Here is a 20,112-nt window from a genome sequence, read left to right as displayed (position 1 = left end):
TTTCAATAGTTTATATAAATATATTAAAGTATTAGTTTATTAATTAGTAATTATTTATTTACTATTAATTAGAGCGAGTAAGCAAATATTCTCTTCTAGAAATATATAAACCACTGAGAACAATGATAAATAAACCTAAATAAGTCCAGTTATCAGGCAATTCATGAAAGAAATAATAACTAATTAGTATATTGGTAATTATCTCTGTATAGCCTAAAGGAGCTAATTTAGAAGCATCAGCGTATTTGAGTGATAATATAAGGAAAAGATGCGCTACAGAGGCTATAAGGCCGATTAAAGCCATTAAAATCCACTGATTTGACGTAGGATTAACCCAAACTGAGGGCATAAATAGGCTAATAATTACGGTTCCTATTAAACCCGATAGTAAAAGAGTTAAAAGAGGATTGTCAGAGTTACTGAGCTTCCTCGTGATAATAAGATAAAAACCATAGCAAATTCCATTTCCTAAAGCAGCCATGGTAGCCAAGTTAAGCTCAATAAAACCAGGTCTGATTACAATTAAAGTTCCAATAAATCCTAATGATACAGCAGTCCACCTCTTCACCCCTACTTGCTCATTTAAAAAAAATGGAGATAAAGCTGTAACACAAATTGGAGCTACAAAAGCTAAAGTTAGGGCTTTTGGAAGTGAAATTTCCGATATTGCATAAAAGAATAAATAAGTAGAAAACACAAAAATTAATCCTCTAATTAATTGAAGCGCTGGTTTTTTTGTCCATACTAATGATTGTCTATAAAAGATAAGCATTAAAGATAACGTAAAGACCACTGTAAAGAAATATCTAGCCCACGTTATCTGCAAAACGTCCATAGATGAGCTTAAATATTTAGCAAAAGCATCCATTACAGGAACAATCATCCAAGCAGTAGCATTTAAAATTATAGCCTTCATGAAAGAAGGATATCTCTTAATAGAAGTATTTTAAAGCAAAGAATAATGTAATTGGAATAGTAAATAATGACATGATTGTAGACACAACAATCGTACTAGAAATATTATCCACAATTTCTTTAGGAGAGTACATGTGGGCAACTAAATAACATAAAATTGCACTTGGCATACACGATTGTATCAACAATACACCCGCTGGTATTCCGGATAAATTAAAAAATTTTATAACAGCAAATCCTATAATAGGACCTAATATTACTCTGCCAAAAGAAGTTATTAAGGCATCTTTAAAAGAAAATACTTTCATTTGAGTAAGAGCTACTCCTAGAGACATCAAGATCATAACAATCATACCATAGGCTAAAAGCATCACAGTATTTAATACAAATTGAGGAAAAGGTATTTCAAAATATAAAAAAATAACTGTTATTAAAATTGCATAAAAAGATGGGCTTTTTAATATAATTTTAAAATCAAAAGAGCGTTTTGCTAAGAATATGTTAAGTGTAAAATGCAGTAAAACTATTAGAGATGAAATTGCTGCAGCTATCCCCATTCCTAATTCGCCATATGCAAATAAACATATTGGTATACCCATATTTCCAGTGTTTGGTAAAATAAAAGTTGGTAATTCTCGAATATAATCTTTTTTCATGAGTATAAGAAATATTAATCCAACAACACCAAAGAGACTTAATAGAATTATTGAGTAACCAAAATACTCTTTGAACACGTCATAAGTAACACCACCTGCTGTGATAGCAAAAATAACAAGAGCTGGTGTTCCAAAATTACCAGCATATGTTGTTATAAATGATGTATCAAAATCTGGATTTTTTTTACCCAAATGATATCCAAGACCTACTATTAGGAATACCGGAAATAAAACTTCGAAAAGTTTTAAATAAATTTCCATTAACCAAGCAATCTAATTAATGTTGGTGATTTTAAAATATTTTTATTTTTCTTTAAAATAGACAAACAATTATGAATATTAATATCAGTTGTTTTATGTGTAATAATAACAATTGTTGCTTTATTATTTTTTTTATCAGGCGTCTGTATTAGCCTTTTAACCGAAATTTTATATTTAGCTAAACGATTAGTTATTTCAGATAACACACCAGGCTTATCTTTTACCTCGAATCTCAAATATAATGAATTTACATAATTATTTACATTATATGGTTTTAAAGATTTAAGTTTAGAAACGCTAACACCAAAAGGTTTTTTTATATTTCCACGCAAAATTGATAATAAATCAGAAAGTAATGATGAAGAAGTAGGACCTGGTCCAGCTCCCTCCCCTTGTAAAACGCTTTCTCCAACTGGTTTACCTTGAAGAATAACTGCATTCATTACACCGTTTACATTACCAATATAAGATTTTTTACTAACTAAACATGGATGGACGGTTTCAAAAAGATGATTATTCTTTAACTCTGAGATTCCTAGTAGTTTTATTCTTAAATCTAATTGATTTGCAATTTTAATATCTTTTAATTCAATTTTTTCTATTCCTTCCATTAAACATTTATGTTTAGAAATTTTACTATTAAAGGCTAAAGCAGACAAAATTCTTACTTTGGCAAATGCATCAAAACCATTTAAGTCTAATTTTGGATTACCAGGTTCAGCATAACCAAGTAACTGTGCTTTTTTTAAAACATCTACAAAATTTTCATCTGAATTTTCCATTTCGGATAGTATGTAATTTGAAGTACCATTCAGAATTCCATAAACTTTGAATATTTTGTTTGTTGCCAATCCTTCTTTAATTGATCTTAATATTGGAATACCACCAGCAACTGATGCTTCAAATTCCAAATTGACTTTATTTCTTTCCGCAAGTTTTGCTAACTCATTGCCATGTTTTGAGATTAAAGCTTTATTAGGTGTAATAACATGGATTTTACTTTTTAAAGCAGTTTCGACAACTTTTTTAGAAATACCATCTGATAAACCTATAGCTTCAAATAATATATCAATATTATTTTTTTTAAAAATTTCTAAAGGATTTTTGTAAAATATTTTTTTTTTAACTTTGAATTTTCTTTTTTTATTAATATTTCTAGCAGAAACAGCGACCACATTAATTTTCTTACCTGTTTTAAGCTCTATATCTTTTTTTTTTGTATTTAGTTCATTTAGCAAATAATTGCCAACCTGACCAAGTCCTACTACTGCAATATTAATTAATTTACTCATTTGCTAATATCTGGATATTTACTTTTTTTTGTATAGTCATCTATATAAATCTTATATTCCTCTAATGTCATTGATGTTATATCGTCTGACTTTTTTAATATTTCATTTAATTTTTTTTGATTAGTTATGCTTTCGATAGAATTTTCTGTCCAATATTGAGAATCTTTGTTTAATGAACAATTTGCTAATATTAAAGAGGAAAAAATTATTATAAATTTTCTCATTTTAATCCAGTCGTTTCAGAAAAATTAAATTTATTATTCAGATTTTGTACAGCTTGACCTGCTCCACCCTTAATTAAATTATCAAGAGCAGATAGAATGATTATTTTATTACTATATTTAGATTTGCACACAGAAATATAACATTTATTAGTATTTATTACTTCATTGGTGCTTAACAAAGAGTCAGGGTTTAATATTTTTACAAAACTTTCATTTTTATAAAAACTAATTAAAGTTTTTAATACTTTAGTTTGTGAAATATTATTTTCTAAATCAACATATATAGTACTCAGAATACCTCTAAACATCGGTGATAAGTGAGGGGTAAAACTAAATTGAAATTTTTTCTTAGTAAATTTTCTTAGCATTTGGTCTATTTCAGAATTGTGACGATGAAAACCAATCCCATATGCACTTAAGGATTCATATAAATTTTTATCTTTATATTTTTTGTGTACTCCTCTGCCAGCGCCTGAATATCCAGATTTTGAATCAATTATAATATTATTTAATTTAATTAAATTTTTCTTTAATAAAGGAAATAGAGGTAGCAATATTGATGTTGGATAACATCCTGGACATGCAATTATATTATACTTTTTAATCTCTTTTCGGTTTATTTCTGGAAGCAAATAGATGCTTTTCTTTATTAAATTAGTTGCGCGATGTTTTTGTTTATACCACTTTAAATAATCAGAAGCTTTTTCTAATCTAAAATCTGCAGCAAGATCGATTAGAGTATGATTTTTGTTTAAATGTTTAGATATATCCTGTGCTTCCCCATTTGGAAGTGCTGTAAAAATAACTTGAACGTCTTTTAATAATTTTTTATTAAATTTCATAATTTTTGGTAATTTATATTTAGATAAAGATTTATCATAAAATTTAATGAGTTTACCTACAGAAGAGTTTCCACAAAGGTATTTAATATTAATATGTTTGTGTTTAACTAATAATTTAATTAATTGAACACCAATATATCCAGTTGATCCAGCAACTAATGCGTTAAGCTTAGGCATTTTTTATTATAACAGTTAAAAATTAAAAAAAAATTATCTTTTAGAGAATTGGAAGCTTCTTCTAGCTTTTCTTCTACCAGGTTTTTTTCTTTCAACTGCTCTTGAGTCTCTGGTAGTAAGTTTCTCTGTTTTTAAGGTGGCTTTTAGATTTTCATCAAATAACACTAAAGCTTTAGAAATACCATGAACCATAGCTCCAGCTTGGCCTGTAGGTCCACCTCCTTTTACACTGCATCTTACATCATAATCAGTGGCCTGATTAATAATTTCAAAAGGTCTTGTAATTTGCATTTTATGAGTTTCGTCAGCAAAATAATCACTAAATAATTTACCATTTACATAAATTTTACCAGAACCTTTTTTTAACCAAACTTTTGCAATTGATGTTTTTCTTCTACCAGTAGCGTATTTACTGTCTTTAAAATCTAATTTTAATTTTGGAGATTTTGATTCTGATTGAATATTTTCCATCTTAGTTTCTTGCTATATTTTTACTATTTAATTTACCTAACTCTATTACAGTAGGATTTTGTGCTGAATGAGGATGCTCATTACCTGCATATATTTTTAATTTTGTTAATTGTTTTCTGCCCAGTACTCCACCAGGTAACATTCTTTTAACAGCCATTTTTAGAGTTTCTCCAGGTTTTTTTTCATGAAGTTTCTCAGGTGTTGTAACTTTAATTCCACCTGGATGACCAGTGTGTCTGTAATATTTTTTATCTTGAAATTTTTTTCCAGTAAATTTTGCTTGTTCAATATTTTTAACAACAACAAAGTCACCATCATCCATATGAGGTGTATATGTAGTTTTGTTCTTGCCTCTAATGATATTGGAAACAACAGTTGCTAATCTTCCAACTACCGCATTCTTCGCGTCTATTTCATACCAAGATGAATTTAATTGGTCTTTTTTAGTGAATTTTGTCATTGTGCGAGGATTAATACTATTAATAATTACAAAGTCAATTTTATATTTAGCTTGAAATATGTAGCTAATATGCTAAAAAACAGTTGCCGATTTGATCCTATTGCGGGCTTATAACTGCTAAAAAGGAAATTTCATAAAATTATTAAAATCGGTAGGCATTTGAACTGTATTGTGCGCCTAACATAATGTTGAAGCACTAAAAAAGGAGTAAAATGACTAAAAAAAGAAATAACCCTGAAACTATTGCCATACATGGTGGTGACTATAGGAGTGATCCAGCAACGAACGCTGTAGCCGTTCCAATTTATAGAACAACATCATACCAATTTAACAATACAGATCACGCTGCTAACCTTTTCGCTCTTAAAGAATTTGGTAACATCTATACACGTATTATGAACCCAACAAATGATGTCCTGGAAAAAAGAGTTGCCGCTCTTGAGGGAGGTCTATCATGTGTAACTGTATCCTCAGGTCAAACCGCATCAACGTTTGCTGTATTAAATGTAGCCCAAGCCGGTGATAATATAGTAAGCTCAACTGATCTTTATGGTGGTACAGTATCTTTATTTACACATACACTTAGCAAACTTGGTATAGAGATAAGATATGCAGATCCGAGTAATCCTGAAAATTTTAAAAAATTAATAGATGATAAAACTAGAGCTTTTTACGGTGAAACCTTACCAAATCCATATTTAAGGGTTTTTCCAATAAAGGAAGTTTCTGACATAGGAAGAAAATATAACATTCCACTAATAATGGACAACACAGCTGCTCCAGTAATATGCAAACCGATTGAACATGGTGCTGCAGTAGTAATTCACTCACTTACAAAATATATAGGTGGACATGGTACGGCAGTTGCAGGAAGTATAGTTGATGGTGGTAACTTTGATTGGACCGCAGATCCCAAAAGACAACCTTTATTTAACGAACCTGATAATAGTTATGGTGGTGTAATTTGGGGAAAGGCTGTACCAGAACTAACTGGTGCCAATGTGCCATTTGCTGTTAGGGCAAGAGTTTGTTTATTAAGAGATTTGGGATCAGCTCTGGCTCCAGATAATGCTTTTGCAATAATTCAAGGACTTGAAACAGTTGCTTTAAGAATGAGACAACATTGCGCTAATGCCGAATACGTAGTTGATTTTCTTAAAAAACATAAAGAAGTTACAAAAGTTATTTATTCTACTGAACATGATAAACCTATTGCTGATAGAGCGAAAAAGTATCTTAAAGGTGGAAATGGACCAATGATTGGTATCGAACTTAAAGGTGGTATTGAAGCTGGTAAAAAATTTATCGAGTCTTTAAAGATGTTCTATCACGTAGCTAATATTGGTGATGCTAGAAGTTTAGCAATTCACCCAGCAAGTACAACTCATAGTCAATTAAATGAGAAAGAACTAGCTGCGTCAGGTGTTACTCAAAGTTATGTGAGACTTTGTATCGGTATTGAACACATTGATGATATAATTGAGGATCTAGATCAAGCATTAAATAAATCCTCAAAGGGCAATTTAAAAGCTGTAAGCTAATTTGAGGTTTTAATGTCTACAAACAGAAACTAATAAACAGGTTGTTTATATCTTGCAATATAAAGAAAATACAAAGTTGAAAGTATTATAAAGATTGAATTTATCTGGTGTAGAGATGCATAAAGCATTTTTACTCCAGATAAAATTGTAAAAATTCCCAAAAATATTTGAGATAATAAACTAAGTCCAATAATAAAAATTGGAGCTCTTAGATTTATACTTCCATTTTTTAAAACTAAATAAAGTATGTAAAAGTATATTATGACAATTAAATAAGCTAAATTCCTATGAATAAATTGAACAAGTGATTGATCATCAAATACTTTCAGAGTAAAAAAATCACTAATCATACTGTCATCAGGAAAATATGATGAACCCATTAAAGGCCATGTATTATAAATTTTTCCTGCATCCATACCAGAGACAAATGCTCCAATTATTAATTGTAAAAATAATAATAAAAGAAAGAATTTAATTAAGTTTAATTTAAAATTAATTTGATTAATTTTTATATTAGTTAGTTTCAAAAACTTCCAGAAAACTAAAGATAAAATAATAAAAGCAACAAATAAATGTAGTGATAATCTATAATGACTAACATCAACTCTATCAACTAAACCACTTGAAACCATGTACCATCCAATAAATCCTTGAAAACATACCAAGAAAAAAATAATTGAATATTCTCTTAAAATCCAAACACCATTTTTAATTGTAAAATAAATCATTGGCAAAAGAACAGTTAGACCAATTAATCTCCCCAATTGACGGTGTGCCCATTCCCACCAAAAAATTATTTTAAATTCATTTAAAGTCATATTGAAATTTTGATTTTTAAATTCAGGTATTGTTTTATAGAGATCAAAATATTCTATCCATTTATCACTTGTTAAAGGAGGCAGTGTACCAACAAAAAGCTCCCAAGTAGTAATAGATAGGCCAGAGTCAGTTAATCTGGTCAGACCCCCTACTAGAATTATAAGCACGATCATTAATAATAAAATGATCATCCATATTTTTAATTGAGAATTTAAAGAATAATTCTGACTGTACATGATTAGATAAATATAATAATTATTAATTAAACCAATAAATTAAATGTCGCCTAAAAACAAAAAAAAATTAGGAATAATAAGATCTAAATTAGATCAGTTAGATAATAAGTTGTTATCCTTGATTAAAATTAGAACAAATCTTGTAAAAGAAGTTTTAAAACTTAAAGAATTTAAAAAAGAAATTGTAGATAAAAAACGTATCGATTTTATACTTAAAAAAATTCACACGAAGTCTAAGAAATTAAAGATTGATCCTAAAATCACAAATCGTATATGGAAAAATATGATTTTGTCTTACATTGATTACGAAAAGAGAAACTTCAAAAAAAAGTAATTACTTACTGTGTGGTGGAAGCTTTTTTTCCACGAACATTTCATGTTTTCTTGTATCTGGATTGTATTTTTTTGCTGAAAGTTTTACTTTAGCTTTTTCACCCCCAGCAGGTTTTTTTACATAATAGAAGTAAGGACTATCAGGTTTAGCCTCAGGCACCATTCTTACTTTAACGTGTGTTTTTTTTGCCATTTTTTAATTCTTTTAATTTATTAGAAATTTTTAATAACTTATTTCTTAAATTTTCCGTTCTTATAGATTTATCTGCAATTTCGTCAAGCTTTAAAGAATCTTCATTATCTAATATTTTTTTTACACCATTTATTGTCATACCTTGGTCTTTAAGTAAAAATTTAACTTTTTTAAGAATATTTATTGTTTTCTCATCATAATATCTTCTATTTGAATTCAATATCTTTGGTTTAATTTGTTTAAATTGAGACTCCCAAAATCTAATTACGTGCGTCGGTAAAGTTCCTTTATTATTTGATTTAAGATTTAATATTTTAGCGACTTCACCAATAGTTTTATAAGCACTATCTGATTTATCCATTATCTTTCAAATTAATAAATTCTTTAAATTCCTTTGATGGTTTAAATAAAACAACATCTCTACTTGAAATTATTTTTGTTTCTTTTGTTTTAGGGTTTCTTCCAATTCTAGATTTTTTTTGTCTAATAGAAAAAGTGCCAAATTTAGATAATTTTAATTTTTTTTCATTTTTAATGTTAGATACAATAGTTGACAAAAAATCTTCAATTAAATTTTCTGATATTTGTTTTGAAAAACCAAGCTGCATATAAACTAAATTAACTAAGTCTTTTTTAGTTAAATTAATTCTCATTTTTAAATATTTTGTTTGATCTTTTCTATCAAATTACCTTTTACAATTCTATGACAAACATCTAAAGAGTTTGAAAAACCTATATAGTCTGTTCCTCCATGACTTTTAACAACTGGAGAGTCTAAACCAATAAAAATTGCTCCATTATATAATCTTGGATCTAGTCTTTTCTTAAATTTCCTCAGGTTTGATATATTTAATAAAGATGAAATTTTACCTATTAGTGTTCCTGTCATCGCATTTTTTAATTCACTGGTAATAAAATTTGCAGTACCCTCTGCTGTTTTTAATGCAACATTTCCTGTAAAACCGTCTGAAACTATTACATTAACTTCTCCATCCATAAGATGATTTCCCTCAATATAACCAGCGAAATTATAACTATATGATTTTTTTTCATTTAATAATTGATAAGTTTCTTTGATAGTCTCATTACCTTTTAATTCCTCAGAACCAATGTTTAATAAAGCAACATTAGGTTTGTCATTAGGATATAGTGATGTGTACAAAGAGGCACCCATAATTGAAAAATCTAATAAATTTTTAGAACTACAATCAATGTTGGCTCCTAAATCTAACACAACACTCATTCCCTTTTTGTTTGGCCATAAAGCAGACAATGCAGGTTTATCTATATTTTCTATCATTTTTAAATTTAATTTTGATACAACTAACAATGCGCCCGTATTACCTGCTGATATAACTATATCTGCTTCTTTATCTTTAACACTTTGAACAGCAAGCCACATGCTTGTGTCTTTCCCCCTTTTGGCGCCTTCTAAAGGACTATCAGTGCTTTCAATTTTTTTTTCAGTATGAAACAATTCAAAAAATTTACCTGGGATTTTTCCATTAATTAATGGATATATCTCATTTTTATCTCCAAAAATTTTAAAAAAATTATTTTGATTTGAAGAATGATTTAAAATAATACCATCTATTATTTTTTTTGGAGAGCCATCACCGCCCATTGCATCTACTGCAATTTTAACTAAATCTGACATTTTAATAGATTATAATATACTATTCTTTTGGGTCTAAAACTTGTCTTCCCTTATACATACCAGTTTTAAGGTCTAAATGATGAGATAGCCTATATTCACCCGATTTTTTATCCTCAACTATATTTTTAGTTGAAAATTTCATTGTTTGGGCTCTTCTCATTCCTGTTCTGGAAGGGGTTTGTTTTCGTTTTGGTACTGCCATAATTATGGGTTACTTACACTTTTTAAATAAGAATTCAAAGTTTTTTTTGATAAATTTTTGTTAAATTCTTCAAAATAATCAATTAAATGATCAATATTTTTAAAATCACTCAAAAAAATTGAAATTTTATTTATTTTTTCAGTTCTAGACAGATTGTCCCAAAAGTGGATTTCTGAGACCATTGAGTGAAATAAATTAATGTAATCTTTCATTTTCTTATTTATTGATTGATCACCATATCCGATTTCTCTGATACTTAATTCTAATTGTCTAAAACTAAAGTCATAAATTTCCTGTAAAATTTTCTTATTATCTTCATTTTTGAAGTTTTTTAAAAAAAAAGAAAAGTGTAATAAAAACAATGTAAGACGATCAGAAAAATTATCAGACCTATTAAGGTTTTTGTATAAATCTTTATTTCTAGTGTAATTTATAAAATTGTTATAAATATTAAGATAATTTTTAGACATGATTAGAATATTATATATAATTTTACTCTCATTTGTTATTTCAAATTGTTCATTTAAACCTGTTGTAAATCATCACGGTGTTCCTTTTTTAGAAAAAAAACAATTAAAATTAATTGTAAATAAAACTAACAAGAATGATATAATAAAAATTTTAGGTAGTCCATCAACTAAAAGTAAATTTGATAATGATGTCTGGATTTATATTGAAAGGAAACAAACACAATCAAAACTTAAAAATCTAGGGAAAATGAAAATTTTTAAAAACGATGTTTTGGTTTTAGAAATTGATGAATATGGAATTTTAAAAGATAAGAAATTTTACAATAAAGACGATATGGAAAGAATTAAAGTTGTAAAAGCAGAAACAGGTGCAATCTATAGAAAAAATTCATTTATTTACGATTTTATGTCTAGTATGAGACAGAAAATTAATGACCCTCTTGGACAGAGGGCCAAAAAACGTAGTCAATCTAACCGGCGATAACAGCTAATAATAACAAGGCTACAATATTAGTTATTTTAATCATTGGGTTTACAGCAGGCCCAGCGGTATCCTTATATGGATCACCAACCGTATCTCCTGTTACAGCCGCTTTGTGAGCCTCTGAACCTTTGCCACCATGATTACCATCTTCTATATATTTTTTTGCATTGTCCCACGCTCCACCTCCAGCAGTCATTGATACGGCAACAAACAGTCCAGTAATAATAACTCCAAGTAACATGGCACCTACTGCAGCTAATGCCGCAACTTGTCCACCAATAGATAAAATAATAAAATAGAGAACTACAGGTGATAAAACTGGAAGTAATGACGGTATAATCATCTCCTTTATTGCAGCTACAGTTAGTAAATCTACTAACTTAGCATAATCAGGTTTTTGTTTTCGTTTCATTATACCTGGAAATTTTTTAAATTGTCTTCTTACCTCAACTACAACTGCACCACCCGCTCTTCCAACAGCTTGCATTCCCATTGAACCAAAAAGATATGGTAACATTCCACCAATTAGTAAGCCAACGACTACATAAGGGTTAGATAAGTCAAAAGTTACCACTATTCCCTCTAATGCAGATCCTGCTTCTTTTGAAAAATGTTTAATGTCTTCAGTATAAGCAGCGAATAAAACTAAAGCACCTAAACCGGCTGAACCAATTGCATAACCTTTTGTTACAGCTTTAGTTGTGTTACCTACTGCATCTAAAGCATCTGTTGTTTTTCTAACTTTCTTGTCAAGATTAGACATTTCAGCGATACCGCCTGCATTATCAGTAACTGGTCCATACGCATCTAAAGCAACAACCATCCCCGCTAATGCAAGCATAGTAGTTACTGCAATAGCAATACCAAAAAGTCCAGCAATAGAATTTGTAATAAGAATTCCGGCAACAATTATTAATGCTGGAATTGCAGTTGCTTCCATAGAAACAGCTAGCCCTTGAATAACATTAGTACCATGACCAGTTGTTGATGATAACGCAACAGATTTAACAGGTCTATAACTTGTTCCAGTATAGTATTCAGTTATCCAGATCAATAATCCAGTAATAACTAACCCTATAACACCACAATAATATAAATCCATTCCATTAAATGTCTTATCATTTATTGTATACTCATTTGTAAAACCAATTACATAATCTGTAACAGGCCATAGTATTGCTAAAGATGCTACTGCAGAGACAATAAATCCTTTATACAAAGCATTCATAACATTATTACTTTTTCCAAGTTTAACAAAAAATGTTCCAACAATAGATGTTAACAAGCACGCAGCACCAATTGATAAAGGGTAAATCATCATATTTAGATCTCCAACAAAGAAAATTGAAGATAAAACCATTGTTGCAACAATTGTTACAGCATAAGTTTCAAACAAATCAGCAGCCATACCAGCACAATCACCTACGTTGTCACCAACGTTATCTGCTATCACTGCAGGGTTTCTAGGATCATCCTCTGGAATTCCAGCTTCAACTTTTCCAACTAAATCAGCACCTACATCCGCACCTTTAGTAAAAATTCCTCCACCTAATCTTGCAAAAATAGAAATTAATGATGCACCAAAACCCAATGCAACTAAAGCATTAACTATTTCTCTTTCTTCAATATTAGATTTCAATAATATATAATAATAAACAGCTATAGCTAATAAAGCCAAACCAGCAACCAACATTCCAGTTACAGCACCAGATTTAAATGCAACAGATAGGCCTTGAGCTAAGCCTTTTCTAGATGCTTCTGCTGTCCTCACATTTGCTTCTACTGAAACTAACATTCCTACATATCCTGCAATACCAGATAAGGCTGCACCTATTAAGTAACCTAAACCCACTAGCGGACTAAATGCAATACTTACGATTACTAAAACTACAGCACCAACAATACCAATAGTTTTGTATTGTCTTGCTAAATATGCCTTTGCACCAATTTGAATTGCAGATGCAATGTCTTGCATTTTTGCGTTTCCTGCACTTGAATTAAGAATATTTTTACCAGTTAAAAATCCATAAACGATAGATAATAAACCAGCTCCGATTGTGTATAATAGTATTGTTTCGACTGTTCCGCTCATATTAACCTTAAGTTGTTGGTTGTTAAATTTTAAGCCCGCACAATACAAAAAAAGATAGAAAAGACAACGATTAACTTCTAAAACTGATGAATATAACCTTTAGATTTAGCTTGTATTTGCTTACCTTTTTCATTGAATATCAATGATCTATCTTTACCAGATACAATTTTACCAATTTTAGTTATTTTAATTCCAGTTGATTTAGATACGTTTTGAATGATTCTAGCTTTCCTGATATCTGCAGTAAACAATACCTGATAATCATCTCCATTAGAAATTAGATTAATTTTATTTAATCTTTGTTTTTTAATTAATTTACTTAATTTTTTAGAAACAGGAATTTTATTTTCAAATAAGTGAAATGATAATCTTTGTCTATTAATCATTTTTGCTAAATCATCAATTAACCCATCTGAGACATCGATAGAGCTATTAGCAAATTTAAATAAATATTTTGTTAAATTTAAGGGTAACTCTGGTTTGTAATATTTATCTACAAAGAATGATTTTTCTTTATTTTTAAGTTTAACTTTATCACTTAATGATTTAAATCCTAAATAACTATCTCCTAAATTTCCAGTAACATAAATGTCATCATTTAATTTAGCATTATTACGATAAATTATTTTATTCGAATATCCTAAGGAAGTAATTGTGAAACTTAGTTTATTTGAAAAAGTTGTATCTCCACCACATAAATCAATATTAAATTTATTTTGTTCAGATTTAAGTGATTTTGAGATTTTATATAAATTATTTTTTGTAAATGTTTTTTTATTACCAGAACCAGAAATAAAATAAAACTTTGGTTTTACACCTTTGCAAATTAAATCAGAAATTGATGATCTTAATATTTTTTTAATTACTAAATCTGGTGATTTAAAATCATAAAAATGTGTCCCAATATTGTATGTATCAACGGATATAACAACACCTCTTTTTTTATCAAAAAAGACATCATCATTAAGATTAAGAGCAGATTTATTTTTTTTAACTATTTTTAAAAAATAATTATTTATTAGATCAAATTCATGCATTGTTAGATCTTAATTTTTTTCCTACGTTGTCTAATAAAGCATTAAGATACTTTGTTTGTGAATCTTCAAGAAAAAAATTAGAAGAATTTAAATATTCTTTAATTATTATATTAATAGATAAATTTGGCTTATACATAAATTCATAAGTTGCTGCTTTTAAAATTGTTTGAAAAACTTTGTCTAATTTTTCAAATACAAATTCATCTCCTAATTTATTATTTAATTCATCTAGTATAAGATCATTTCTTTCTATCGTTCCTAAAACAATATCTTTAATAAATTTTTTAAATCTGTGTTTTGGAAAATCTAAACTATCATCGTCATTATAAAATTTACCATATAATTTCTGAATAATTATAACTCTAGGGTTGTTTTTTGGATTATAATGAGTTCTCATTTTTGAGACAAAACTGAAATCACAGCTTCTGCAGCTTCAGCACCCTTTTTCCTTCTTGCTCTTGCTTGAGCCATATTTAGGCAGGTAATTATTCCATTTCCAATAGGTTTTTTACTATCTATAGATAATTTCATTATAGCATCGGTGGATGCTTGAGAAATAAAATCAAAGTGTGGAGTTTGACCTTTAATTACACATCCTAAGGCTAAAAACCCATCAAATTTTTTTAAATTTTTGGAGATTGTAACTGGAATTTCAAAAGCACCTGGTACTTTAATAATTTTTATTATATTTTTTTTTGGAATTATTTTTAAAGCACTGTTTATTAAGCCATCAGCAATATCTTTATAATAATCTGCTACAACAATTAAATATTTTTTTTTCATCAAATTAATTCCTGTTTTGTAATTTTTATACCATAACCGTCAAGACCAATAACTTTTTTTGGTGATTTGGTGATTAATATCATGTTTTTAATTTTTAAGTCTTTAATAATTTGAGCTCCAATACCATAATTTCTTATTAACTTATCATTTCCTTTTTTATAAAAGTTTTTGTTTTTATAATCTTTTAAAGTTTGGGTTACTGATTTTAAATTTGAGTCTTTAATAAAAACTAAAACACAATTTTGATATTTTTTAAAATAATTTAAAGTCTTGTTAAATGAATTTGGTAGTGATTGATTTATTAGATAGTTTTGGACAACATTAGATGAAATTACTCTTACTCTTGGAGTAATGCCTTTTTTTATTTTACCTTTTATTAATGCGAAATGCTCTGAACCATCTAAAAGATTCTCATAAATTCTAATATTGTATTTTTGTTTTTTTACATCAATCTTGCTTTGTTTTTTAAGTTTAATAAGTTTTTCTTTTTTAAGTCTATATGCGATCAGATCTTCTATCTTTCCAATTTTTAATTTATGTTTTTTTGCAAAATTGAATAAATCCTGGCCTTTAGCCATTGTTCCATCTTCATTCATAATTTCACAAATTACAGCAGAGTTATTTTTTTTGGCTAATTTAGATATATCAACTGAAGCTTCAGTGTGCCCTGCTCTTACAAGAACTCCACCATCTTTGGCAATTATTGGAAACACGTGACCAGGTGAAACAATCTCATTTTTATTTACATTTTTTTTTGAAGCAACTTTGATAGTTTTCGCTCTATCCTTAGCAGATATACCTGTTGTTATTCCTTTTTTTGCTTCAATAGAAATTGTAAAAGCCGTCTTGTTTCTTGATTGATTTACTGGAGACATTAAAGATAAATTTAATCTTTTTGCTTGAAGTGAATCAAGTGCTAAACAAATTAAACCTCGCCCGTATTTTGCCATGAAGTTAATGTTCTTTGCATTTGAGTCTGATGTTGAAATAACTAAATCTCCTTCATTTTCTCTTTTTTCATCGTCTACTAAAATAAACATACCACCTTTTTTGGCTACGCTTATAATTGACTCTATTGAGGTAAAGTTATTTTTTTCCATTAAAATAGTTCCTAACGTATTTAGACAAGATATCTATCTCTATGTTGACTAAACTAGATTTTTTTAAAGTTGATAAATTCGTTTCTTTGTAGGTGTGGGGGATAATCCAAATTTGGAAACCTTTTTTAGTCACTTTTGAAATTGTAAGAGAAATACCATTCACACAGATTGACGCTTTTTCTATCAAGTGTTTTCTTTCCTTTTTAGGTAAATCAAAGTCAAAAAGAAATGATTTATCTATTTTTTTTATACTTAATACTTTACCAACAGTATCAACATGACCTTGACAAATATGTCCTGAAATTTTTGTCCCATATTTTAATGGTAATTCTAAGTTTATTTTATCTTTTATTTTTAAAAATTTAAATTTTGATCGAATAATCGTTTCTTTCGAAAGATAAAATTCCATAATTTTGGATTTATATGAAATTAAAGTTAGACAAACACCATCACAAGCAACAGACAAACCCATGTCTTTATTGGATACTTTAACATTACTTTTAACAAAAATGTTAAGACCTTTAGGTCTTTTAATAATTTTAGTAATAGTACCTTGGTTATAAATTATTCCGTTAAACATTTTTTCTAACTATATAGTGTTATTCTGTCTTTTCGTAAATTAAGATTTAGATTAATTTTTGTTTTATATTTTTGATTTAATATATTTTGACTTGTAAATTTCAAATATTCGAAGTTTTTAGAGATTTTTTTTGGACTTTTATACAAATAAAATTTATTAAAAATTTTATTCTTAATCAGTGAATTTGTTAATTTATCTCCTCCTTCAATTAGTAAATTTCTGCATCCATGATTATGTAATTTTTTCAAAATTAATTTAATGTCAAATCTGTTATTTCGATCAATTCGAGATTTAATTAGATGAATTCCTTTTCTTTTAAATTTTGAAATTTTTAATTTGTTTGCTTTATTATAAAAAATTATAGTATTTTTGTTATTAGAGGATTTTATTATATAACTGTTTATTTTAGAATTTAACTTGTTATCCAAAATAATCCTTTTTGGAGAAAATTTTTCAAAACCCTTCAGACGACAATTTAATTTTGGATTATCTTTATTTAGTGTTTTGTGAGTAATCATCAAACTATCATTTTGATATCTCAACATGTGTGTAAACTGATCTGAATAAGAATTTGTAATCTTTTTCTGGTTCTTACTGTAAATAATATTATTTTTTGAAATAGCTATTTTGCCAGTGACGAAGGGTAATTTTTTCTTTCTATTAAAAAAATACGGTAAATAGAAACGTTCAATTTTATTTTTTAATAAACCTTTTTTTACAATTATTTTTTTTGACTTTAAAATTTTAAAACTTTTATTTCTTACTCTTTTGTCTATGTCGGTAACAGCATATATAACTTCTGAAATTTTTGATTTTATTATCGCGCTAGTACATGGTGGTGTTAAACCATGATGACAGCATGGTTCTAAAGTAACATACATTTTTGAACCATCTAATTCTTCAAAACTATTTTTAATTGCATTAAATTCAGCGTGTGGTCTTCCATTAAATGAAGTTTGTCCTATGGAAATAATTTTATCATTTTTGACAATAACACAACCTACAGAAGGATTTGAACCGGTCTGTCCATGACGAGATTTAGCCAACTCTAAGGCTAATTCCATATAAAATTTATCTTTTGATGAAAATTTATCTTTTTTTGTAGACATCAAGCTTGTCCACGAATTGTACGAAATCTTTTTCTTCTCTAAAGTTTCTATATACAGATGCAAATCTCACATATCCAACTGGGTCTAAATCTTTTAATCCATCCATAACCATAGTTCCAATTGTATTAGTAGATATTTCACTTTGGCCAAGTTCTTCCAAAGATCTTGAAATATTACTGATGAATTTTTCTATTGTTTCGGTATCAATAGGTCTTTTTTTAAGAGCAATATAAATAGATTTAGATAACTTATCTCTATCAAATCCTGATTTTCTTCCATTTTTTTTAACAACCATTAGCTCTCTGAATTGTACTCTTTCAAAAGTTGTAAAACGAGCTCCGCAGACGCATAGTCTTCTTCTTCTTATAGCTGTGCCATCTTCAGTTGGTCTAGAGTCGACAACAGAGGTCTCCCCTTTTTTGCATATTGAACAAATCATCTATTATAAGTTCTTATATATCGGAAATGATGAAGTTAAAGAAATTACTTCATTTTTTACTTCGTTTTCTATTTTGCTATTATCTGTTGGGTTTTCAGATAAACCTTTTAGAGTTTTTGTTATTAATTCACCTACCGTTTTAAACTCATTTAAACCAAATCCACGAGTTGTAGCCGCTTGAGTTCCTAATCTTATTCCAGATGTAATCATTGGTTTTTCTGTATCAAATGGAATACCATTTTTATTACATGTAATGTTTGCTCTAGACAAACTTTCTGCCGCAAGATTTCCTTTTACATTGTAGGGTCTCAAATCAACCAACATCAAATGTGTATCTGTTCCATCTGAATAAATTTTAAATCCATTGTTTTTTAAGGTTTCTGCTAACATTTTTGCGTTTGCTAAAACAGATTTAATGTAATCTTGAAATTCTGGTTGTAGCGCTTCAAGAAAGCCAGCTGCTTTTGCCGCAATAATATGCATTAAAGGTCCTCCCTGATAACCAGGAAAAACGGCTGTGTTAAATTTTTTAGCAAGATCTTCATGATTAGTTAAAATTATTCCTCCTCTTGCGCTTCTAAATACTTTGTGAGTTGTTGAAGTAACCACATGAGCATAGTCACATGGATTAGGGTATCCTTTACCAGCAACTAATCCTGAGAAGTGAGCCATATCAACCATTAGATATGCTCCAATTTTATCTGCTATTTCTCTAAATCTTTTAAAGTCAATTACTCTAGAATAAGCACTTCCGCCTGCAATGATTAGTTTAGGTTTATGTTCTAATGCAAGTTTTTCAACATTATCATAATCTATCAACTCAGATTCTTTGTCTACATCATAACCTATAGCGTTAAACCATTTACCAGACATTGAAATTTTTAATCCATGAGTAATGTGACCACCTGAATTTAAACTCATACCCATGAACGTATCACCTGGGCTTAACAAGGCTAAAAACACTGCTCCATTAGCTTGTGCACCTGAGTGTGGTTGAGCATTTGCAAATTTACAATTAAATAATTTTTTTAATCTTTCAATTGCAAGGTTTTCTGCTACATCAACATGCTCGCAACCATTATAATATCTTTTACCAGGATAACCTTCGGCATATTTATTAGTTAAAACTGATCCTTGCGCTTCTAATACTGCTTGGGATACTATATTTTCAGATGCAATTAGCTCTATATGTTGTTGCTGTCTAATTAATTCATCTTTAATAGCTTTATAAAGCTCTGGATCTTTTACAGATAAACTATCCTCAAAAAAACTTTTATAACTATCGTTTAAATAACTTTTTTCGCTCGACATAATTATATTTTCTTAATCCTTCTCAAGTGTCTTCCACCGTCAAATTTTGTATTTAAAAAAACACTTACAAATTTCAAAGCGTTTTTTTTAGTTATTAACCTTGATCCTAGTGTAATGATGTTTGCATCGTTATGCAATCTGGATAATTTCGTTGATTTTAGATTAAAACATTGTGCAGCGCGAATATTTTTATGCTTATTTGCCGCAATATTCATACCGGTCCCGGATCCACACACTAAAATGCCAACATTGCTCTTATTAAGTTTAACTTTATTTGCAACTTTATGAGCATAGTCAGGATAATCAACACTTCTGTCATCTTTTGGACCAAGGTCCTCAAATTTAACATTTTTAATTTTTAAATAATTTTTAATTATCTCTTTTAATTTAAATCCAGCGTGATCTGATGAAATAAATATTCTTCTCAA

At 28.5% G+C, this 20,112-nt stretch carries 27 protein-coding genes and 1 riboswitch; of the genes, 3 read left to right on the top strand and 24 right to left on the bottom strand.

Annotated features, from left to right (window positions below):
- Nucleotides 1-64 precede the first annotated feature (64 nt).
- Genes ACTT9Y_RS02290 through rplM form a run of 7 tightly spaced genes read right to left on the bottom strand, consistent with a single transcriptional unit; the run spans nucleotide 65 to nucleotide 5,298 of the window.
- Entirely contained in the window at nucleotides 65-916 is an 852-nt protein-coding gene (locus ACTT9Y_RS02290) for a DMT family transporter (protein ID WP_440932825.1), read from the bottom strand.
- A 16-nt stretch (nucleotides 917-932) separates the two neighbouring features.
- The gene (locus ACTT9Y_RS02285; protein WP_440932824.1) at nucleotides 933-1,832 is read right to left on the bottom strand and encodes an AEC family transporter; all 900 of its coding nucleotides are present in this window, start codon (nucleotides 1,830-1,832) and stop codon (nucleotides 933-935) included.
- Complete coding sequence (locus tag ACTT9Y_RS02280; RefSeq protein WP_440932823.1) at nucleotides 1,832-3,124, bottom strand: homoserine dehydrogenase; 1,293 nt, start codon at nucleotides 3,122-3,124, stop codon at nucleotides 1,832-1,834. Before ACTT9Y_RS02280 ends, ACTT9Y_RS02285 begins: the two co-directional genes overlap by 1 nt.
- A complete protein-coding gene (locus ACTT9Y_RS02275) occupies nucleotides 3,121-3,348 on the bottom strand; it encodes a hypothetical protein (protein ID WP_440932822.1) in 228 nt (75 codons plus the stop codon). Before ACTT9Y_RS02275 ends, ACTT9Y_RS02280 begins: the two co-directional genes overlap by 4 nt.
- Nucleotides 3,345-4,367 (bottom strand): N-acetyl-gamma-glutamyl-phosphate reductase, encoded by a 1,023-nt coding sequence (gene argC, locus ACTT9Y_RS02270; protein WP_440932821.1) that lies wholly within the window; start codon nucleotides 4,365-4,367, stop codon nucleotides 3,345-3,347. The genes ACTT9Y_RS02275 and argC overlap by 4 nt, the downstream gene beginning before the upstream one ends.
- A gap of 33 nt (nucleotides 4,368-4,400) precedes the next feature.
- The gene (rpsI, locus tag ACTT9Y_RS02265; RefSeq protein WP_440932820.1) at nucleotides 4,401-4,838 is read right to left on the bottom strand and encodes a 30S ribosomal protein S9; all 438 of its coding nucleotides are present in this window, start codon (nucleotides 4,836-4,838) and stop codon (nucleotides 4,401-4,403) included.
- A gap of 1 nt (nucleotide 4,839) precedes the next feature.
- Nucleotides 4,840-5,298: a 50S ribosomal protein L13 gene (rplM, locus tag ACTT9Y_RS02260; RefSeq protein WP_440932819.1), complete on the bottom strand. Its 459-nt coding sequence runs from the start codon at nucleotides 5,296-5,298 to the stop codon at nucleotides 4,840-4,842.
- A 144-nt stretch (nucleotides 5,299-5,442) separates the two neighbouring features.
- A riboswitch (SAM riboswitch) is annotated at nucleotides 5,443-5,509 on the top strand.
- A 1-nt stretch (nucleotide 5,510) separates the two neighbouring features.
- Here rplM and ACTT9Y_RS02255 point away from each other — a divergent pair.
- Nucleotides 5,511-6,839: an O-acetylhomoserine aminocarboxypropyltransferase/cysteine synthase family protein gene (locus ACTT9Y_RS02255; protein WP_440932818.1), complete on the top strand. Its 1,329-nt coding sequence runs from the start codon at nucleotides 5,511-5,513 to the stop codon at nucleotides 6,837-6,839.
- 29 nt (nucleotides 6,840-6,868) lie between these two features.
- Here ACTT9Y_RS02255 and ACTT9Y_RS02250 read toward each other — a convergent pair whose 3' ends face one another.
- A complete protein-coding gene (locus ACTT9Y_RS02250) occupies nucleotides 6,869-7,849 on the bottom strand; it encodes a COX15/CtaA family protein (protein WP_440932817.1) in 981 nt (326 codons plus the stop codon).
- 88 nt (nucleotides 7,850-7,937) lie between these two features.
- Between ACTT9Y_RS02250 and ACTT9Y_RS02245 the strand changes: the two genes are divergently transcribed.
- Entirely contained in the window at nucleotides 7,938-8,228 is a 291-nt protein-coding gene (locus tag ACTT9Y_RS02245; RefSeq protein ID WP_440932816.1) for a chorismate mutase, read from the top strand.
- On the opposite strand, the gene ACTT9Y_RS02240 is transcribed toward ACTT9Y_RS02245, so the two are convergent.
- Genes ACTT9Y_RS02240 through ACTT9Y_RS02215 form a run of 6 tightly spaced genes read right to left on the bottom strand, consistent with a single transcriptional unit; the run spans nucleotide 8,229 to nucleotide 10,749 of the window.
- Nucleotides 8,229-8,420 (bottom strand): 50S ribosomal protein L33, encoded by a 192-nt coding sequence (locus tag ACTT9Y_RS02240; protein ID WP_023853780.1) that lies wholly within the window; start codon nucleotides 8,418-8,420, stop codon nucleotides 8,229-8,231.
- Complete coding sequence (locus ACTT9Y_RS02235) at nucleotides 8,398-8,781, bottom strand: MerR family transcriptional regulator (protein ID WP_440932815.1); 384 nt, start codon at nucleotides 8,779-8,781, stop codon at nucleotides 8,398-8,400. The genes ACTT9Y_RS02240 and ACTT9Y_RS02235 overlap by 23 nt, the downstream gene beginning before the upstream one ends.
- A complete protein-coding gene (locus ACTT9Y_RS02230) occupies nucleotides 8,774-9,073 on the bottom strand; it encodes an integration host factor subunit alpha (protein ID WP_440932814.1) in 300 nt (99 codons plus the stop codon). The genes ACTT9Y_RS02235 and ACTT9Y_RS02230 overlap by 8 nt, the downstream gene beginning before the upstream one ends.
- Before the next feature lie 2 nt (nucleotides 9,074-9,075).
- On the bottom strand, nucleotides 9,076-10,077 hold the full coding sequence (gene plsX, locus ACTT9Y_RS02225) for a phosphate acyltransferase PlsX (RefSeq protein ID WP_440932813.1): 1,002 nt from the start codon (nucleotides 10,075-10,077) through the stop codon (nucleotides 9,076-9,078).
- Between the two features lie 19 nt (nucleotides 10,078-10,096).
- Complete coding sequence (gene rpmF, locus ACTT9Y_RS02220; RefSeq protein WP_023853776.1) at nucleotides 10,097-10,279, bottom strand: 50S ribosomal protein L32; 183 nt, start codon at nucleotides 10,277-10,279, stop codon at nucleotides 10,097-10,099.
- A 2-nt stretch (nucleotides 10,280-10,281) separates the two neighbouring features.
- The gene (locus ACTT9Y_RS02215) at nucleotides 10,282-10,749 is read right to left on the bottom strand and encodes a ubiquinol-cytochrome C chaperone family protein (protein ID WP_440932812.1); all 468 of its coding nucleotides are present in this window, start codon (nucleotides 10,747-10,749) and stop codon (nucleotides 10,282-10,284) included.
- On the opposite strand from ACTT9Y_RS02215, the gene bamE reads away from it, so the two are divergent.
- Complete coding sequence (bamE, locus tag ACTT9Y_RS02210) at nucleotides 10,748-11,233, top strand: outer membrane protein assembly factor BamE domain-containing protein (RefSeq protein ID WP_440932811.1); 486 nt, start codon at nucleotides 10,748-10,750, stop codon at nucleotides 11,231-11,233. The two genes, ACTT9Y_RS02215 and bamE, sit on opposite strands and share 2 nt — an antisense overlap.
- On the opposite strand, the gene ACTT9Y_RS02205 is transcribed toward bamE, so the two are convergent.
- The 10 genes from ACTT9Y_RS02205 to rpiB form a co-directional block, all read right to left on the bottom strand.
- Nucleotides 11,220-13,325 (bottom strand): sodium-translocating pyrophosphatase, encoded by a 2,106-nt coding sequence (locus tag ACTT9Y_RS02205; protein WP_440932810.1) that lies wholly within the window; start codon nucleotides 13,323-13,325, stop codon nucleotides 11,220-11,222. The genes bamE and ACTT9Y_RS02205 overlap by 14 nt on opposite strands.
- Nucleotides 13,326-13,402: 77 nt before the next feature.
- Nucleotides 13,403-14,362 (bottom strand): thiamine-phosphate kinase, encoded by a 960-nt coding sequence (gene thiL / locus ACTT9Y_RS02200; RefSeq protein ID WP_440932809.1) that lies wholly within the window; start codon nucleotides 14,360-14,362, stop codon nucleotides 13,403-13,405.
- Nucleotides 14,355-14,759, bottom strand: coding sequence for a transcription antitermination factor NusB (locus tag ACTT9Y_RS02195; RefSeq protein ID WP_440932808.1), 405 nt, complete (start codon nucleotides 14,757-14,759; stop codon nucleotides 14,355-14,357). The genes thiL and ACTT9Y_RS02195 overlap by 8 nt, the downstream gene beginning before the upstream one ends.
- Nucleotides 14,756-15,145, bottom strand: coding sequence for a 6,7-dimethyl-8-ribityllumazine synthase (ribH, locus tag ACTT9Y_RS02190; protein ID WP_440932807.1), 390 nt, complete (start codon nucleotides 15,143-15,145; stop codon nucleotides 14,756-14,758). Before ribH ends, ACTT9Y_RS02195 begins: the two co-directional genes overlap by 4 nt.
- Nucleotides 15,145-16,245 carry a 3,4-dihydroxy-2-butanone-4-phosphate synthase gene (ribB, locus tag ACTT9Y_RS02185; protein ID WP_440932806.1) on the bottom strand — a complete coding sequence of 367 codons (1,101 nt, stop codon included), beginning with the start codon at nucleotides 16,243-16,245 and terminating at the stop codon, nucleotides 15,145-15,147. Before ribB ends, ribH begins: the two co-directional genes overlap by 1 nt.
- A complete protein-coding gene (locus ACTT9Y_RS02180; RefSeq protein WP_075503529.1) occupies nucleotides 16,232-16,825 on the bottom strand; it encodes a riboflavin synthase in 594 nt (197 codons plus the stop codon). Before ACTT9Y_RS02180 ends, ribB begins: the two co-directional genes overlap by 14 nt.
- Before the next feature lie 5 nt (nucleotides 16,826-16,830).
- Nucleotides 16,831-17,934: a bifunctional diaminohydroxyphosphoribosylaminopyrimidine deaminase/5-amino-6-(5-phosphoribosylamino)uracil reductase RibD gene (ribD, locus tag ACTT9Y_RS02175; protein ID WP_440932805.1), complete on the bottom strand. Its 1,104-nt coding sequence runs from the start codon at nucleotides 17,932-17,934 to the stop codon at nucleotides 16,831-16,833.
- Entirely contained in the window at nucleotides 17,915-18,373 is a 459-nt protein-coding gene (gene nrdR, locus ACTT9Y_RS02170; protein ID WP_072090630.1) for a transcriptional regulator NrdR, read from the bottom strand. The genes ribD and nrdR overlap by 20 nt, the downstream gene beginning before the upstream one ends.
- A gap of 3 nt (nucleotides 18,374-18,376) precedes the next feature.
- Nucleotides 18,377-19,684: a serine hydroxymethyltransferase gene (gene glyA / locus ACTT9Y_RS02165; RefSeq protein WP_440932804.1), complete on the bottom strand. Its 1,308-nt coding sequence runs from the start codon at nucleotides 19,682-19,684 to the stop codon at nucleotides 18,377-18,379.
- A gap of 2 nt (nucleotides 19,685-19,686) precedes the next feature.
- Nucleotides 19,687-20,112 (bottom strand): ribose 5-phosphate isomerase B, encoded by a 426-nt coding sequence (gene rpiB / locus ACTT9Y_RS02160; RefSeq protein ID WP_440932803.1) that lies wholly within the window; start codon nucleotides 20,110-20,112, stop codon nucleotides 19,687-19,689.

Source organism: Candidatus Pelagibacter sp. (assembly GCF_052049995.1).
GTDB lineage: Bacteria > Pseudomonadota > Alphaproteobacteria > Pelagibacterales > Pelagibacteraceae > Pelagibacter.
This window is presented reverse-complemented; position numbering and strand designations above follow the sequence as displayed.